Genomic DNA, 16,923 nt, shown 5'->3' on the forward strand with positions numbered 1-16,923 from the left:
CCCGAAAAATGGCTTGAAAGTGTCATAAACTCAGACAGTTTCACATTTGCAGCCCCTGAGTTTTCGGGTTGACAGTTTTGCCACGTAACCCCGTAACCCCGGGCTGTGGTGCTGCCGCGGTTGGGGTCTGACTAGTCGCTATCTTGAGAGTCAGACACGCTCTTTGGCTATCAACCCTGAACGGCGGCGAAAAGTAGGCCCAGAAGCCAATGACAAAACCCTCCCTCACTTGGATAACTCCAGGTGAGAGAGGGTTTCTACTTGGTCGGGGTAGCGGGATTTGAACCCACGGCCTCTTCGTCCCGAACGAAGCGCGCTACCAAGCTGCGCCATACCCCGAGGCCGCAGACACGAACTGGGAACATACGTCTCAGTGCTGTGCTTGCGAGGACTTACTTTAGCCCGACGCTGAGTCAGAATGCAAAACGCCTGCTTAACGGGCTGTGGGAACAAGCCGCGGTCTCCGCCGCGCCCTTACAAACTACGAACTGCACCCCGACGGACTACGAACTACGAATCCCGCTCCACAACCTCAATCAAGGTCGCGGATGGGCGGCAGAACAAGCGCACCGGAGCGTAAGGGGAAGTGCCAAGGCCATTGGAGACATGCAGCCATGTCTTCTCGGTCCAGCGCGACAACCCCGAGGCCCGCGAGCGGTCGATACCGCAGTTGGTCACAATGGCCTTCCCGCCGGGCAGGCACACCTGGCCACCGTGGGTATGGCCGGAAAGCACCAGGTCGTAGCCGTCTTCCGCAAAAGCATCCAACACGTGGGGCTCTGGCGAGTGCGACAGGCCGATAGCGATGTCGGCATCCGCATTCGGAGCACCGGCGATCTGCGAATAATCCTCCAACTCGTGATGAGGGTCATCCACACCGGACAGCGCCACCTTCACGCCACCCGCCACAAACTCCAGCCGGGCATGGGTGGCATCCTGCCAGCCGTGCTCGATAAACGCAGCACGCATGCCGCGCCACGGCAGTTCGACGCGCGAGGGCTTGCGCTTCTTGCCCGTCAGGTACTTCAGCGGATTGACAGGCCGCGGCGCGAAGTAGTCATTCGTACCGAACACGAAGGCACCCGGACGGTTCAGTAGGGGGCCGAGCGCTGCGAGGACACTGGGAACGGCCTTGTCGCTGCCCAGGTTGTCGCCGGTATTAATCACCAGGTCAGGGTTCAGAGCATCGAGGCTGGCAACCCACTTCTGCTTCAGCTTCTGGTCGGGGAGCATGTGGAAGTCGGAGACATGCAGAATCCGGAAAGGCTCACCCTCGCGCTTTCCCGCCCGGGCGAGCGTGCCGGGTGCCAGCACGGGAACTTGCACACGGTGGAGTTTAAATGCGCGCAATTCGATTTGGTTCGCGTAGATGAACGTCGTCAAGCCAAGCGTGGCGAGAGCTGCGGCAGACCGCAGAATTCGGTTGGGAAAAGCGCGCGATGTCATGACAGAGACACTATCAACTACAGCGGTAGTCTAGGGCATATGAGTGAACTGAAGAACACAATTGTCTCCGATATGACCGCCGCAATGAAGGCCCGCGACAAGGAAACCGTTGCGGCGCTGCGCATGCTGAAGGCCGCTATCCAGACTGAGGAGGTTTCCGGCTCCAAGCACGAGCTCACCGATGAAGAGGTGCTGCGTGTGATTGAGCGGGAGGTCAAGAAGCGTCGCGAGTCCGCTGAGATGTACGCCGAGAACGGCCGCCAGGAACTTGCCAACGCCGAGCTCGCCGAGGCAGAGGTTTTCGCCCGCTACCAGCCGGAACAGCTTGACGACGACGCTGTGAAGAACCTCGTCGCAGAATCTGTGACCGAGGTTGCTGGCGATGACGCGCCGAGCATGAAGATTATGGGCCAGGTTATGAAGGTGGCTAAGGAAAAGGCCGCTGGCCAGGTCGATGGCAAGCGGCTTTCCGAGGCCGTTAAGGCTGCCCTGCAGGGCTAATCACGACCCTTCGGGGTTCTTTCAGTGCCGCGGTGACTTTTAGCAAGTTGCCGCGGCCATTTTTTAAACCGGCAGCTTTTAGAACCGTAGCTTCGAGAACGGCAGCTTCTAGAACGGCAGCAGCGGAATCAGATCCCGCAAGCTCGGCGCCGGCGGAGTGTTTGGCCGAGGGAACTGCGGTAGCGGATCCGGCCGGGGCGTCGTCGACTCCGGTCGCGGCGACGGCGCTGGTGGCGGGGTCGGACGACGGGTGCCATCGGCCACGCGGATTGTGACGGTGCCACCCTTGAGAAGCAGCGGTGGCTGATCCAGTCCGACCACGATTCCGCGCGACTCACCCGTGTGGGACACTGTACGTTCCTCTACCTTGTAGCCAGCCTTCTTAAGGGTCTCCCGAGCCTCGGCCTTCTGCATGCCCACCACATTCGGCATTTGGGTGATAGAGGTGCCCAGGCCGTAGTCCGAATCCAATGGGGGGAGGTTCTTTCCGCCATAGTCCTCGATAACCGGGCCGACTGCGCCGAACCATGTCCGCGCGGGCTCACGACCACCAAAGAGGTTGCCGCTCGGGCACTGCCGCAGCGGTGACGTGCACAGCTCCGTGACAGTCGGGGTGTCATTGTAAGCGTACACCGATCCGGCCAGACCACCGGTGAAGCCCAGGAATGCCGCGGACTGGTTCGACTCGGTGGTACCGGTCTTAGCCGCGACTGGGCCGCCCCAATTCAGCTCTTTCGCGGCATCCTTCGCAGTGCCATCGGTGGCATCATTGCTGAGCGCATTAGCGATTGCGTGCGCGACACCCGGCTCCACTGCCTGCTCGCACGGTGGCACATTCAGCTTGACCTCATTGCCCTTGGAGTCCGTGATGGACTCAATCGGGGAGGGCTCGCACCAACGACCGTTGCTGGCCAAAGTGGCCGCGACATTGGACAGCTCGAGGTTATTCACCGACGTCGGCCCCAGCACGAACGAGCCGAGCTTATGCTCCGAGACATAGTCCGCCACCGAGGACTCGCCATCGAAACTGCCCGGCTCCGTGTATGAGCGCATGCCCAGGCGTACTGCCATGTCCATCACGCCATCAACGCCGACCAGCTCCGAAATCTGAATAAAAGGAGTATTTGGCGATCGCGCGAGCGTCTCACGCAGTGACATCGACGGCGGGAAACTGCCCACGTTCTCCACGCAGTACAGACCCGGCGGGCAGCCCTCTGCGCCACCGGTGCCCAGCCCGGAGGCCTCATAACGACGCGGCACCGGGAAGTGGGTATCAATACCCAGCCCCTTTTCCACCGCCGACGTTGCCGCGAAAATCTTAAAAATCGAGCCCGCGCCATTGCCTACCGGCGTAAATGGCTGCGGCTGCACGGTCTGCATTTGCTCCGCATCGAGGCCGTATACGCGTGACGACGCCATCGCGAGCAACCTCCTGGAGTCATCCCCAGGCTCAAGCAAACTCATAACCTCAGCTGCGCCATCCGCAGTCGGTGACGCCTGCTGACGCAGAGACTCCTGCACGCTGTCCTGTACACGCGGGTCCAGTGTGGTCTTCACATGGAAGCCACCGCGCTTCAGCTTTTCGGCATCAATACCGTGGTTCTCCAGGTAAGAGACCACATAGTCACAGAAGAAACCGCGATCGCCCGCCGCGATGCAACCCTGCGGCAGGCGCTGAGGCTCCGGAAGAATACCGAGATCAGCTGCCTTGGCGTCCTGAGCCTCCTGCGGGCCAATTGCCCCCGTGGATTCCATGGCCGCAAGCACGTCGTTACGCCGTGCATGCGCACCTTCCGGATTTGTATACGGATCGAGCCCGGAGGACTGCTGAACCATGCCCGCGAGCAGAGCGGCCTGCGGGACATTCAGATCGGACGCGGGAATGCCAAAGTATGTCTGAGCTGCAGCTTCCACGCCGAACGCGCCATTGCCGAAGGGGACCAAGTTCAGGTACTTAGTCAGAATCTCGTCTTTCGTCAGCTCATCTTCCAGATCCAACGCGATGCGAATCTCGCGGATCTTGCGACCATAATCCGTGGCAGTAGCAGCGCGGCGCTCCGACTCCGACTCTGCGTCCACCAGCAGCGTGTGGTTCTTAATCAACTGCTGCTCAATTGTGGAGGCGCCTTCCTGCACCGACTGGGACATGAAGTTCTTTACCGCCGCACGAGCAGTACCCTTCCAGTCCACACCAGAGTGCTCATAAAAGCGCCTATCTTCCACGCTGACCAGCGCATCCTTCATAGCTGGCGAGATACGTTCCGACGGCACATTAAACCGCCGCTGATCATAGAGCCACGCAATTGGCTGATCATTACGATCCGTAATAGTGGTGACCCCCGGTGCGTCCTTAGAAATCACCGACCGCGACGCCGACGCGAATTCATCAGCCGTGCGCGCGACGAGGTAGGCCGAGCCGCCCACAAGAGGAAAGAGGGCGCTGGCCACAATCAACGCAGCCAACACAGTGGCAACGGAGAGCTTGAACAGCGTCGAACCTTTATTCACAGCAATCACACTACAAGGTAGGGCGGATTGAGCCGAAGTGAGTTTTCGAAAATCCGCCTAGAGACATGCCCGGCGAGCCCAGAAAAACGCCTGGCGAGCGGGGGAGGAGTGCTACGAGCGCCCTTACAATACCGGGCAACTCATCGTGTGGTGGTTTCTGGAAAAAGATTTTCATAGTGACGTAAATCACCCCCGTGCTTTTGTTGGAAAAAGTTGCCCCACCTGCATCGTTGTATTTAGAGCTGCGCCACGCCCACCCTCCCAGTGTGACCCAATCGACATTATTTGGTTGGTGTGAATAGACTTACAACAAAATTTCAGCACTATTTAGTTGAAACTATTTCGAAATAACGAAAATCGCAGGCACGAGGAGGCTACAATGACCGCCACGATTCCCGATCGCAACCGCACTGCTACTACGCCAGACTACGAGCTCGGTGTAGAGAGCTTCCGCGATCGTCAGGAGTGGGTCCCGCGCGCTAAGTGCCGCGATATTGACCCGGATAAGTTGTTCGTTCGCGGCGCCGCACAGCGCGAAGCCGCAGTTATCTGCCGCCACTGTCCAGTGGTTCTGCAGTGCCGTGCCGACGCTCTGGATAACCGCGTCGAGTTCGGCGTCTGGGGTGGCCTGACCGAGCGTCAGCGCCGCGCAATGCTGCGCGAGCACCCGGAAATTACTTCGTGGGCCGACTTCTACGCTGAGCAGTACGCAGCTCAGCGCAAGGCAAAGCTGGCTAAGTAAAAACCGAACTTAGACCGAAGTAAAACTAAACCCCCAGCGCGCGAGGCTGGGGGACAGATAAAGTAGCTTCCATGACTACTAAATGGGAATACTTCACCGCACCGCTGCTCATTCACAACACCAAGGCCATCCTGGACAACTTTGGTGAGGACGGCTGGGAACTCGTCACTGTTCTCCCCGGCCCGACCGGCGAAAACCACGTCGGTTACTTCAAGCGCCCGAAGGCTGACTAATTACCTCGGTGTCTAGCACCTAACTAACAACGGCGGTTGTGCTTTCGATTGGCAGCTGACTCACGGTTGGCTGCCATCTTTCTTTGGCCGGCTTTATTCGCCCGGCCCCCAGTCGCCGTGGAAAGGCTTAACTTAAATGAGCAACTCTGAATCTCGCACTCCTTCCCAGGCCCTCGAGGGCCTGGGGCTTACCCTGCCTGCAGTTGCCGCGCCAGTTGCGGCCTACGTACCCGCAACGCGCACGGGCAACCTTGTTTTCACCTCCGGTCAGCTCCCATTCGTTAACGGCGAGCTCACCCACGTCGGCCACGTCGGCGCAGAAGTCACTGCTGAGGAGGCCAAGGAGGCCGCCCGCACCTGCGCTCTTAACGCTTTGGCCGCAGTCGATGCTGAGGTTGGCCTAGACAATGTCACCCGCATCGTGAAGGTCGTCGGCTTCGTCAATTCCGCCGCCGGATTCACTGGTCAGCCGGGCGTTATCAATGGAGCCTCGGAACTCTTCGGCGACGTCTTCGGCGAACGCGGCCAGCACGCTCGCTCGGCAGTGGGTGTGAATCAGCTTCCGCTGGACGCTCCCGTGGAAGTTGAAATCATCGTTGAAGTAACCCAGTAGCTGCTGTATTTGTTGCCGTGACCAGTGGGGATGTTGCGTTCTCCGGGGCGTCGTAAAGCGTGCTTACACCCAAATGAGCCGAATTGGAGGGCGTAGCGCGCTCCCCGGATTGCGCAACCACGTAGGATAGAGGACATGGAGCATCCTGCGTATAGCCAACTGCGTCAGATTTCTCAGTCTGTGGGCGTCGTTCTGTGCCCGAACCCCAGCTACTCTTCGCTGGAGGGTACGAACTCCTACGTTATTAAGGCTGAGGGGGATAGCCGCAGCATTGTCATCGATCCGGGTCCGGAGGACGAGGGACACCTGAACGTCCTCCAGCGCTATGCCGGCGACGTTGCGTTGATTCTGCTGACGCACCGTCATGGCGACCATGCTGATGGCGCCGCACGTTTCCGTCAGCTCACCGGCGCGCCGATTCGTGAGCTGGAGTCTCAGTACTGCGCGGGAGGTCAGGATCCGCTTGTCGACGGCGAACGTATCGTCCTCGACGGAGTGACTCCGCAGATTGAGGTCGTGGCAACCCCTGGTCACACCGCTGATTCTGTCTGCTACTTCATCCACACTGGTGATGGCGAGGATGATGTTGAAGGCATCGTTACCGGTGACACAATCGCTGGTCGCCACACCACTATGATTTCGGAGACCGACGGCGACCTGGGTAAGTACATGGAAACCCTGAAAATGCTGGATTCGCGCGGCAAGGGTGTTCGTCTGCTGCCTGGTCATGGTGCTGACCTGCCGGACATTACTGTAATGACGCAGAAGTACATTGAGCGTCGTAAGCTGCGCCTGCAGCAGGTGAAGGATGCCGTTGCCAAGCTGGGTGACGAAGCTACGGTGGACCAGATTGTGGATGAGATTTACACCGATGTCGATCCGGTGCTGCGTCATGCTGCTGAGCAGTCGACGCGTGTGACCCTGCGCTACCTGCGCGATCACGGGGAGTAGTTGCTGGGCTTCGGCTTGGGTTTTGGCTTTGGCTTTGGCCGGTTGCTGGGCTGGTCTGGGCTGGGCTTAATTGAGGCTTGGCTGGAGCTGAGTTTGAGTCGCCGCATGAAAAGAGCGTGTGACCTGCAATTTTGCGGGTTGCGCGCTTTTTGTTTGGGGTAGTGCTGGTTGGGGTGGGCTAGTGCCGGTTGGGTGGGTTGGCCTCGTCGGGGCCAGCTCAATCACTTATCGATGAGGTATCCACTTGTCGATGAGCTATAGCGCGCGCATAAGTGAACAGCGCATCGATAAGTGATTGATGCAAGGAGAAATCGGTGAATGGTGCATCGATAGGTGCCGGGAAAGCATCGATAAGTGGCAGAAAAGCGTCGATAAGTGCGCCAAACTTGGCCGGCATGGCAGGCCGGCATACCAGGTCAGCATGCCAGGCCAGCGGGGGAAGACAACAAAAATCCCGCGAGCCTCATGCGTTTCATGTGCTCCTACGGGAACCGAGGATCCAAAAGCAGAGGCTGCGGGATGTGAGTCGTTTGGGCAGCGCCACGTGCGCCACAAGCTAACGTGCGCAACAAGCTAACGTGCGCGTCGAGCCAAACGCTCCGTATCGGAGATGAGCACGGACTTGCCCTCAAGGCGAATCCAGCCGCGGTGGGCGAACTCTGCCAGAGCCTTGTTCACGGTTTCCCGGGAGGCGCCGACGAGCTGTGCGATTTCCTCCTGAGTCAGGTCGTGGTTCACGCGGAGAGCAGAACCTTCCTGAACACCGAAGCGATTGGCCAGCTGAAGCAGGGACTTAGCAACGCGACCTGGGACGTCGGTGAAAATGAGGTCAGCCAGTGAATTGTTGGTGCGGCGCAGACGGCGGGCCAGCATGCGCAGCAGCTGAGCTGGAACATCCGGGTGTGAACCAACCCATTCCTGCAGCTGATCGGCACTCATGGATGCGGCGGAAACCTCGGTGACGCAGACCGCCGAAGAGGTGCGCGGGCCCGGGTCGAAGATGGAGAGCTCGCCGAACATGTCGGACGGGCCCATGATGGTCAACAGGTTTTCACGACCGTCGGCTGAGCGACGAGCCAGCTTCACCTTGCCATCAATAATGATGTAGAGCCGATCGCCCGGCTCACCCTCATTGAAGATGGTGGTTCCACGCGGGAAGCGAACCGTCTCGAGCTCGCCGAGCAAGGCCTGCACAGCCTCCTGGTCGACTCCCTGAAATACACCGGCCCGGGAGAGAATCTCCTTGACGTCATCCACGGTAAAATTCTCCTGTCTTTGGCCACTAACCACCGTAAATACAGGCCAGCAGCCGCCAAATTAGCACTCGACTACAGATTGCAGTGGCCAAACAGGAAGAGAAACTACCCCGTCCCACTAGTCCCACTACTTTCGGTCTTTCCCGGTAACGCCGCTGCCAGCTTTCAAGGCAGGTTCATCCCTGGGCGAATTTCACGACAAATCGCCTCTACAGATGCATCCCAAAACTACGCCGTCACCAAGATGTGATAAGCACCACTGTAGCAAAAGAGCCACTGCGCCTGTGGGGAATTCTGGTGAAAAGCCGCTGAACTGTGTATTTATAACTAATAATTCGCTAACGGTGTTCCAAGATGTGGTGGGGCATGACTTTTTGGTTTTTGACCGAATATGCCCGAGCTGCTACCGGTCTTATCCGCATCCCGGATGAAACTAAGGATTCGGCCCGCGAAAGGTGCGCACGCGAATTGCAATCCGGGGTAGCCGATACACTACGACCATGGATACGACTGGCAAGGCATCGTCGTTAAGCACGCACCAGATAAACAAACCCCAGCCCACGCACCCGCAGGGATCCCTGACGTCGAAGAGGCGTCGGGCGGTGGGGGCGCATCCGGCGGCGCGGGGGAAGGAGACGCGCCTGGGTATGGTGCGGCGCGCGCGGCGGATTAACCGCACGCTGGCGGTGGCATACCCGAATGCTCACTGTGAGCTGGACTTTCGTAATCCGTATGAGCTCGCGGTGGCGACGATTCTGTCGGCGCAGTGTACGGACGTGCGGGTGAATATGACCACGCCGGCGCTGTTCGCTAGGTACCCCAGCCCTGCCGATTTGGCGGTTGCGAATCAGGAGGAGGTCGAGGAGCTCGTTCGGCCGACGGGTTTCTACAGGAATAAGGCTGCGAACATCATCGGTTTTGCGCAGGGGGTGATGGAGCAGCACGGCGGCGAGGTGCCGGGCACGTTGGAGGAGCTGGTGAAGCTGCCGGGCGTGGGGCGAAAGACGGCAAATGTGGTGCTGGGGAATGCTTTTGGGGTGCCGGGTTTGACGGTCGATACGCATTTTGGGCGTCTGGTGCGGCGCATGGGTCTCACAGAGCAGGAAGATCCGGTGCGCGTGGAGCACGAGATGATGGAGGTGCTACCGCGCGCGGAGTGGACGTGGTTTTCGCACCGGCTGATTTTCCACGGTCGCCGGGTGTGTCATTCGCGTCGGGCGGCGTGCGGGGCGTGCTTCTTGGCGGCAGATTGCCCGTCGTATGGCGTCGCGGGGCCGGCGGAGCCGGAGACTGCGGAGAAGTTGATTAAGTCAGACGACAGGGAATGGCTTCTCTACCTGGCCGGTCTTAATGACGGCTACAGTGGGGAGGAACTTTCCGCGCTTGACGACGGGGATAGCGCGCGCATCACCACAGCGACACAGGACTAGTCGAGGAGCACTTTTCGTGAATGAGCAGGGCGGTCATAGTCACAATGGTGGCCACTATGAGGATCGGCAGGCGGACGTTAACCGTTCGGCATCGCTGATTACGCTGCTCATCGCGGGAATTAGCATTGTGGGTCTGGTGATTTTCGCGATTGTGAATACCACTGGTGGCAATGACGAGGCCGACGGTGGTGGGACCGGATCTGGTGTGAGTGTCGGTGCGGATGGCGCTGGCAGTGATGGTGAAGTGGATGGTGCACCGGCAGCGCCAGCGATGTCAAAGGATGAGATCGCGGCGGTAGCGGGTAGTGGCTCACTGACCGGTGTGCGCTTGCCGCTGTTGGCGGAGTCGGGAGACTCAGCAGGCCAGGACAACGAGGCTGGGCAAGTGGAACTGGTGGACATGGGGCAGGTCGTCGCGGGCAAGCCGACGGTGCTTAATGTCTGGGCGTGGAACTGTGCGCCGTGTCGCCAAGAGCTACCGCTTATCGAGCAATGGGCCAAGGACAACCCAGATGTGCAGGTGGCGACGGTGCATGCGGCTCGCGAGGCGGGGCGTGGCCAAGCCTTCCTGCAGGAAATCGGAGTGAAGCTACCGACCTACTCGGACACGGTCGACGTGGTCGGACCAGCGTTGAATCTACCGCGAGTTGTGCCCATCACCGTGGTGTTTAAGGCAGATGGCACGGTGGCGGCCATTCATCCTGGTGAATTCACCGATGCGCAGCAGATTACTGATCTCGTGCGAGGTGCATTGAAGTGACTCAGGGACAGTCGTGGAATCGTGACGCAAGCTCGGGGCTGTATCTGCCGAAGTGGTTGACCAATAGTTTGCCGCCGCACCTGGTCAGTGCTGATCACGACGCGGCAGGTCACGCCAGCAGCGCCAGCCACGCCACAACAGGCCACTCGGAGCAGCAGGTGGCCGGTCGCTCCGCTTCGTCGTCAAGCGTGAAGCGTGCGTTTGCGAAGTTGCGGCGAGACTCCTCGACGCAGGAGAAACCGTTGCGGAATCCGGCGCGGTCGGCGGTGTTGGTGCTGATCAGCGGTGATGCGGAGGCGCACCAACGGCCGGAGGATGCCAGCGTGGTACTTACGCACAGGGCGACAACCCTGCGTAAGCATGCAGGCCAGATGGCTTTTCCGGGCGGTCGTGTCGATCCCGAGGACGTGGATGAAATCGATACCGCGCTGCGTGAAGCCGAGGAAGAAACCGGCCTGAACCGAGAGACGGTGACACCGGTGCGGGTGCTGGACTCGATTGACATTTCGCGGACTGGCTTCGCGGTGAATCCGGTGTTGGCGTATTGGCATGCACCGCATCCGCTGCGTGTGGTCGACCCTGCAGAGACGGAATCGGTGCTCAATGTGCCAATTAGCCATCTGACGAATCCGGACAACCGCATGATGCTGGGCTATCACGGCTGGACAGGACCGGCATTTAAGGTTGGTGACTTCGTCGTTTGGGGCTTTACCGGCGGCGTGCTGTCCTACTTGCTAGACGTGGCCGGCTGGTCGGAACCGTGGGACGACACCAACGTGCAGAAACTTTTGCCGGTGCTCGCGCGTTCCGCTAATGGTGAAAAACTGTCCGTACTGAAGGGAGGCCGACGATGATGCCTGCAATCGCTGTGTTTGACGTTGCGCTGCTGGCGGTCTTCATTTTCGCGCTTATCGTCGGCTGGCAGCAGGGCGCCGTCTCGTCGATTATGGCCATTTTGGGCGTTGTCCTGGGCTTGGTCATTGGTGTGCCCTTGGCGCCGCTAGCTATGGCGCAGGTCGAGAACCAGTCGGGAAAGGTTCTTCTGGGCCTCGGCACGGTGATTCTGTTGGCGTTGATTGGTCATGCGGTGGGAACAGTGGCAGGGCAGTCGCTGCGGAATACCATTCGCTCGCCGTTGGCTGTCGGCCTGGATTCTAGCCTCGGTGCCATCGTGCAGTCCGTGACGGCGCTGGTAGTGACATGGATGATCGCCGTACCCCTGGCCACCGCCGTGCCTGGGCAGTTTGCCGACTGGGTGCGTGAGTCCAAGGGCATGAACCTCATTGACCAGGTCGCGCCCGACGAATGGAGCGACGGCTTCAGTGGCATCCTCCGTCAGCTTCGCGATGATGGAATGCCCGCCATCGCTCCGCCATTCGGCTACAAGCAGAACGTCCCCGATGAACCCGCCGACCCCAACGTGATTTCGCAGGGTGTCGTCGACAGTATTCGACCGTCCATCGTCCGCGTCTTGGGCGAGGCCCCGCAGTGCGAACGCTTGCTGCAGGGCACGGGCTTTGTCATCGCGCCGGATCTGATTCTGACCAACGCGCACGTGGTTGCCGGTGCCACCACTGTTCGACTGGAAACCGTGGTCGGCATGGCTGACGCGAACGTCGTGCACTACGATCCGCTTGACGACGTCGCCCTGCTCCGAACCACCGACCTACCCCTGGAGCCCATGCAGTGGGCAGATCAGGAAGCTCGTCCGGGCGATGACGCGGTAGTGCTGGGCTTTCCCGAGTCCGGGCCCTTTAAGGCCACACCTGCGCGCGTGACGGAGAACATCATTATTCGAGGCCCGGATATTTATTCGTCGACTCGGCACGAGCGTCAGTCCTATGTTCTGAAGGCAGATGTGCGCCACGGCAACTCGGGCGGCCCATTGATTACGCCGCAGGGGCAAATCCTGGGCTTGGTCTTCGGTGCCGGTGTGAACAATGACCAGACTGGTTACGCGCTGACGCACGCCGAGGTCCAGCCACACATCGATGAGGCGATGAATAACTACGGGGCCATCGGCACGCAGCAGTGCGTGGCGGGGTAAGCGGAAAGTTGTGTGTCTGTGGGCAGGTCAGCCCCAGCCGCAACCGCAGGAGAGTTCCGGCTAGCTTCAGCCGAGCCGGAGTCTAAGACCCCTCCGGCAACCAGTCCAAGTGATCCCTGATTGCCTGCACCACAGCCTGAGGTTTCTCTGCCGGCAGGAAGTGCCCACAATCCGGCACAACGCGCACGTGACTCGAGCTGAGCTCCACTAGCGCACGTGGGGTACGAGTGTCCTGCTCGCCGACGAGCAGCACCGTGTGCTCATCGCTTTTCGACGGGCCCTCCATCGCACTCAACCACTTGCGGAAAGCGGCCGGAGCCGGCCGCGTCCACCAATTCATGTGAGCCAGTGCAGGACGGAGTGCACCACTGGCCAGGCTATCGGTCATGAGTTCCGCGGTCTGTTTCCCCGCGGGGGTCTCGGCGAACCCCTCCCCGGCGGTGGACATGGACTCGCGCACGATGCGCTCAATGAGCCGCTGCTGGCGAGCCTCAGCCGCCTGCGTGCTGAACTTATTGCGACGCAACTGCGGTACCCGTGGCCGCGAGTCCCACCACGAACGGCGCAGCAGAGGAGCCAGGCTACTGCGGAAGTCCTCCGACCACGGGCTCTTCAACTGGTTCAGCCACACTTTCGGATGTGCAGCACCACAACCAATAATTCCGGAGACAAGATTGGGCTGCCGCGAAGCCAACGTCCACGCCACCCAGGTGCCGAACCCCTGACAGACCAGCAGCGCGGTCGAATGCCCCAACGAGCGAATCGATGAGGCGATGTCCTGGGCCGCCTCAAACGGATCGTAGCCTTGCGGTGTTCGGTCGGACTGACCGTAGCCACGCATAGAAATAGCCACAGCGTGCACGGGGAGGGGATCGCCCGAGTCGTCGTTAAGCAGCGGCAAAACCTCGCGCCATTCAAACCAACCGCCAGTCGAGCCGTGAATAAACAACACGAGCGGATCGGAGGGGCGGCCGCACTCGGCGATGTGTAGGCGCTGGCCGCGGACGTGAATGAGACGATGACGCCAGGGGCCGGTAAGAGAATCGCTGAGGGAGGTCATGAGGGGAAAATACCTTATCCGAAGGGCTTGAACCGGGACTGAATAAAACAAAAGGGCGAGACCAACAAAGTCCCGCCCATTTTCTTTCAAGCCTTTAGGTGTACAGGCCGTTCGACTGCGAAGACTTCTTCGCGGACCCCGACGGCACGACCCCCTTCAGCTCCTGCATCGACTCGATGGTTTTCTCTGGCTTGCGGATCGACTTGACCTTCTTCAGACCCAGCAGTGCCGCCACGCCGGCGATGACCAGCATCAGAACGAAAACGATGAGGAATGCAGCCCAGGTTGGCAGCCAAAGATCCAGCAGCCAGCCGAGGAAGAAGAAAAAGAAGAACGAGGAGTACAGCGCGACGACGCCGGCAACCGCGAAGAAGCCACCGCCAACTGCACCCTTCTTAGCCTCGCCAGCAATTTCAGCCTTGGCCAGCTCAATCTCAGAGCGAACCAGAGCGGAAATCTGCGTAGAAGCATTAGACACGAGCTGGCCGATGCTGGCATCGCCCGAAGCGTTGCTATCCACATCGCTCAGCGGGATAGCGGTAACACGCGGTTCGGTGCCGTCGGTAAAGAGACCCTTCGTATCGTCGTTGCTCACGTGTACTTCCTCCTACGCAGATGGTTGGAAAAGATGGTTTGAAACTTTAAAACTGCAGTTACAAACTGCCATACTACCTCTCATTGTGGGGAGAGCGCGCCACAAGGGCGAAAAAGCCAAGAACTCGTTGAAGTTTTTCTCATCTTTGACCATTTCTATATAAGTTTGTCACTTACTTAGCGGTGAAGAATTAGGGTGTGGGATATGAACAATCAGCCTGAGAACGTGCGTGGAGCCGATGGAATTGGTGCCGGTGCTGGCAATGGTGTGGGCAATGGTGTTGGCGCCGGAAAAGGTGGCCTAGCTGGGATGAGCCTGGGTGTGTCCTCCGTGTCGGCGAAGAAGCGTGCAGAGCGTGAGGCAGCGCAGGCGAAGGCATCTGAATCGGGTGCCGATGGTGCTGACGGTGCTTCCGGCGCTGCTATCCCGCAGCTTGACCCCAAGGACCCCCTCGCGCCCCTGTGGCAGCTCGACGGCGTTGCACATGCCGCTGATGTCGCGGCCAAGGCCATCCAGGCCGTCCACAGGCACAAGGCCAACCTGCGCAAGCACAACGTCACCGGCTCCGAGTCGGTCCTTCGTGGCGCTCGGGCATCGGCGTGGCTAGAAGGCGGCGAGCCATCGCTTCCCGACGACGGCAACATCACCGATCCCGTACTCGCAGCAGCCCTTCGGGTTGCCGACACCATTTCCCCGGAGTCAATTGGTGAGACCACTCGCGTGTGGCAGCGCGCTCCGCAGCAGGTGCTGGCCAAGTTTGCGTTGAACGCATCGCCCGCAGGTGAAACTGAAGACGGTTCCGAGGCGCGGATGAAGGCCGGCCGTCCGGTCGGTGACGACAAGCTCTCATCCGCGATGAAGGAGCAGCGTCTGCACGTGCTCGGTGACTTCATCACTGGCCGCAGCCAGATCCATGCTGGCGTGCTCTCGGCGATTGTGCACGGTGAGCTGCTGACTCTGCGTCCCTTCGAGTACCACAACGGCATCATCGCCCGCGCCGCCTCGCGACTGACAACTGTCGCAACCGGCCTGGATCCGCGTGGCTTGGCCGTGCCCGAGGTCTACTGGACTCGCCACCGCCAGGAGTATGTCGAGGCCGCAGAGGGGTTTGCGTCGGGAAGCGCCGATGGCCTGCGTGCGTGGATTCTCCTGCACCTGGAGGGGCTGAAGGCCGGTGCCGTGGAAGCGCGCGGTATCGCCGAAGCGGTGTAGGCGGGCCGGCTGCCGGATGGTGGGTTAGTCGGCCTTTGACTCGTCGTCGTTGTTGCGCAGTGCCAACAGCGTCGCACCCGCGCCAAGCGCCAGTGTGACGCCGGCAAGAATTGCAGCATTGCGTTTCGACGGCGCGCGAAACAGCGGGACGGGATTCCGGAATTGGCGCACAGGCCACTCACGTTCCGTCGCAATCTTGCGCAGAGCGCGATCGGGATTGACCACAACGGGATGGCCGACTGCAGCCAGCATGGGCTCATCAGTGATGGAATCCGAGTACGCAAAGCATTCGGCCAGGTCGAACTGGCGCTTTTCCGCTATTCGACGCATCTGCACGGCCTTGTTTTCGCCGCGGCAGAAGAACTCCGTTTCACCCGTGAAGAGCCCATCGCGGACCTCCAGCTCGGTGGCCACCACGTTGTAGACACCGAGCGCCTGCGCAATGGGCTCAACAATCTGCCGAGCCGATGCCGAGATAATGAACACCTGATGCCCCTGTGCGCGGTGTTCACGAATGAGCTCCAATGCCTCGGCGTAGATGTACGGCGTGATGTTCTGCTCTAGGGTTTCGATGGCGACCTGGCGCAGCTCCCTGGCGCTGTGACCAGCGATAAGAGCGGAAAACTGCTCGCGGGTGGCCTCCATTTGCGCCTCATCGTGCCCCTGCGACATGTACAGGGCATGGCTGAGCGCCATTTGCAGCATGTCCGTCGGCGAAATGATGCCGCGCTCGAGGAATTGCTTGTTGAACGCATATGCCGAGCTCTTGGCAATAATGGTTTTATCCAGGTCAAAGAACGCAGCGACGCGAGAGTCAGCGGTGGCGTGGAGGCCTGCAGCGATTTGGGCATCTTTAGAGCTGCTCCAGTCCGTAGAAGCTTGAGGCTGCGGCGTTGTTGACGCCTTGTTCTCGCCGGTGTTCATAGGCTCCGAGCTTACCCATGGATGTCGGGCTCGGGGAGAGCATTATGAGTGTTTAACTGCTGGGTGGGGGACTGGGGCGATTGGGGCGGTGGCGGTCGTGGGGGCTTGGCGGCGATTGGGGCGCGGCATTTCCTGGGCGCGATTAATCGAGGAAACGTGACATCGAACATATTGGGCATTAAATCCTTTGTAAGGTATTTGCAGATTCCTCGGGATATGTAATACTTGGACGTGGCTGGCCCCTTCTTGTTCTTTTTAGAAACAGACTGCGAGGCCGCCCCGGCTCAATCCCCCCCGAGCCGGTTAAAGACGCCTCGCGCCAATCCCCCCCCCCGGCGCGGGGCGTCGCCCCCTTTTTGGCCCAATGTTGAGGGGTACGTAGTAAAAATTGCGGGCTGCAAATGTGAAACTGTATGAGTTTATGACACTTTCAAGTCATTTTTCGTGCCATTTTTGTCATAAACACAGTCACTAACTCGCATCGACCCAACGCCACCTGACATAAACGCAGTCACTAACTTGCATTGGCCAGGCCGCGCAGTAGTCATGCCGCGCAGTAGCCATAAGGCAAAGGCGACATGGCGTTCTGCAGTTATCCACAGTCTGAAAATTATCCACAGACAGCGAGGTTTTGGCCCCTTGCGA

Annotated in this window: 16 protein-coding genes and 1 tRNA gene; 10 read left to right on the forward strand and 7 right to left on the reverse strand. The window is 59.9% G+C overall.

The window, feature by feature from the left end:
- Positions 1–262: 262 nt before the first annotated feature.
- Positions 263–339, reverse strand: a tRNA-Pro gene (locus CRD18_RS08620).
- A 171-nt stretch (positions 340–510) separates the two neighbouring features.
- Positions 511–1,446: a metallophosphoesterase gene (locus CRD18_RS08625; protein WP_049189435.1), complete on the reverse strand. Its 936-nt coding sequence runs from the start codon at positions 1,444–1,446 to the stop codon at positions 511–513.
- Positions 1,447–1,485: 39 nt separating this feature from the next.
- On the opposite strand from CRD18_RS08625, the gene CRD18_RS08630 reads away from it, so the two are divergent.
- Positions 1,486–1,947 carry a GatB/YqeY domain-containing protein gene (locus tag CRD18_RS08630; RefSeq protein ID WP_187406661.1) on the forward strand — a complete coding sequence of 154 codons (462 nt, stop codon included), beginning with the start codon at positions 1,486–1,488 and terminating at the stop codon, positions 1,945–1,947.
- Positions 1,948–2,055: 108 nt separating this feature from the next.
- On the opposite strand, the gene CRD18_RS08635 is transcribed toward CRD18_RS08630, so the two are convergent.
- Positions 2,056–4,464, reverse strand: a complete 2,409-nt coding sequence (locus tag CRD18_RS08635) for a transglycosylase domain-containing protein (RefSeq protein ID WP_187406662.1) — start codon at positions 4,462–4,464, stop codon at positions 2,056–2,058.
- Positions 4,465–4,834: 370 nt separating this feature from the next.
- Between CRD18_RS08635 and CRD18_RS08640 the strand changes: the two genes are divergently transcribed.
- The 4 genes from CRD18_RS08640 to CRD18_RS08655 all read left to right on the forward strand — a co-directional run bounded on the left by CRD18_RS08640 (position 4,835) and on the right by CRD18_RS08655 (position 6,994).
- Positions 4,835–5,197, forward strand: coding sequence for a WhiB family transcriptional regulator (locus CRD18_RS08640; RefSeq protein ID WP_005511664.1), 363 nt, complete (start codon positions 4,835–4,837; stop codon positions 5,195–5,197).
- A gap of 71 nt (positions 5,198–5,268) precedes the next feature.
- Positions 5,269–5,430 carry a hypothetical protein gene (locus CRD18_RS08645; protein WP_005511670.1) on the forward strand — a complete coding sequence of 54 codons (162 nt, stop codon included), beginning with the start codon at positions 5,269–5,271 and terminating at the stop codon, positions 5,428–5,430.
- A gap of 136 nt (positions 5,431–5,566) precedes the next feature.
- Positions 5,567–6,043 (forward strand): RidA family protein, encoded by a 477-nt coding sequence (locus CRD18_RS08650; protein ID WP_187401373.1) that lies wholly within the window; start codon positions 5,567–5,569, stop codon positions 6,041–6,043.
- A gap of 135 nt (positions 6,044–6,178) precedes the next feature.
- Positions 6,179–6,994 carry an MBL fold metallo-hydrolase gene (locus CRD18_RS08655; RefSeq protein ID WP_070432015.1) on the forward strand — a complete coding sequence of 272 codons (816 nt, stop codon included), beginning with the start codon at positions 6,179–6,181 and terminating at the stop codon, positions 6,992–6,994.
- A gap of 573 nt (positions 6,995–7,567) precedes the next feature.
- Here the strand turns inward: CRD18_RS08655 and glxR are convergent.
- Entirely contained in the window at positions 7,568–8,251 is a 684-nt protein-coding gene (gene glxR, locus CRD18_RS08660) for a CRP-like cAMP-activated global transcriptional regulator GlxR (protein WP_005511668.1), read from the reverse strand.
- 499 nt (positions 8,252–8,750) lie between these two features.
- Between glxR and nth the strand changes: the two genes are divergently transcribed.
- From nth to CRD18_RS08680, 4 genes are read left to right on the forward strand one after another with little or no spacing between them, the layout of a single operon-like run.
- Entirely contained in the window at positions 8,751–9,680 is a 930-nt protein-coding gene (gene nth / locus CRD18_RS08665; protein ID WP_370549625.1) for an endonuclease III, read from the forward strand.
- 16 nt (positions 9,681–9,696) lie between these two features.
- Positions 9,697–10,440 carry a TlpA disulfide reductase family protein gene (locus CRD18_RS08670; RefSeq protein ID WP_150963829.1) on the forward strand — a complete coding sequence of 248 codons (744 nt, stop codon included), beginning with the start codon at positions 9,697–9,699 and terminating at the stop codon, positions 10,438–10,440.
- Positions 10,437–11,294 carry a CoA pyrophosphatase gene (locus CRD18_RS08675; RefSeq protein WP_016421925.1) on the forward strand — a complete coding sequence of 286 codons (858 nt, stop codon included), beginning with the start codon at positions 10,437–10,439 and terminating at the stop codon, positions 11,292–11,294. The genes CRD18_RS08670 and CRD18_RS08675 overlap by 4 nt, the downstream gene beginning before the upstream one ends.
- Positions 11,291–12,487: a MarP family serine protease gene (locus tag CRD18_RS08680; protein WP_049189453.1), complete on the forward strand. Its 1,197-nt coding sequence runs from the start codon at positions 11,291–11,293 to the stop codon at positions 12,485–12,487. The genes CRD18_RS08675 and CRD18_RS08680 overlap by 4 nt, the downstream gene beginning before the upstream one ends.
- Positions 12,488–12,569: 82 nt before the next feature.
- Here CRD18_RS08680 and CRD18_RS08685 read toward each other — a convergent pair whose 3' ends face one another.
- Complete coding sequence (locus CRD18_RS08685) at positions 12,570–13,547, reverse strand: alpha/beta fold hydrolase (protein ID WP_016421927.1); 978 nt, start codon at positions 13,545–13,547, stop codon at positions 12,570–12,572.
- A 94-nt stretch (positions 13,548–13,641) separates the two neighbouring features.
- On the reverse strand, positions 13,642–14,142 hold the full coding sequence (locus CRD18_RS08690; RefSeq protein ID WP_070832543.1) for a phage holin family protein: 501 nt from the start codon (positions 14,140–14,142) through the stop codon (positions 13,642–13,644).
- 204 nt (positions 14,143–14,346) lie between these two features.
- Here CRD18_RS08690 and CRD18_RS08695 point away from each other — a divergent pair, with 204 nt between their 5' ends.
- Positions 14,347–15,354 carry a hypothetical protein gene (locus tag CRD18_RS08695; RefSeq protein ID WP_083327217.1) on the forward strand — a complete coding sequence of 336 codons (1,008 nt, stop codon included), beginning with the start codon at positions 14,347–14,349 and terminating at the stop codon, positions 15,352–15,354.
- Between the two features lie 24 nt (positions 15,355–15,378).
- Here CRD18_RS08695 and CRD18_RS08700 read toward each other — a convergent pair whose 3' ends face one another.
- On the reverse strand, positions 15,379–16,278 hold the full coding sequence (locus tag CRD18_RS08700; RefSeq protein WP_187406663.1) for an HAD family phosphatase: 900 nt from the start codon (positions 16,276–16,278) through the stop codon (positions 15,379–15,381).
- Between the last annotated feature and the right edge of the window lie 645 nt (positions 16,279–16,923).

Origin of the sequence: Corynebacterium sp. LK31, assembly GCF_014335015.1 — a bacterium.
Lineage (GTDB): Bacteria > Actinomycetota > Actinomycetes > Mycobacteriales > Mycobacteriaceae > Corynebacterium > Corynebacterium jeikeium_D.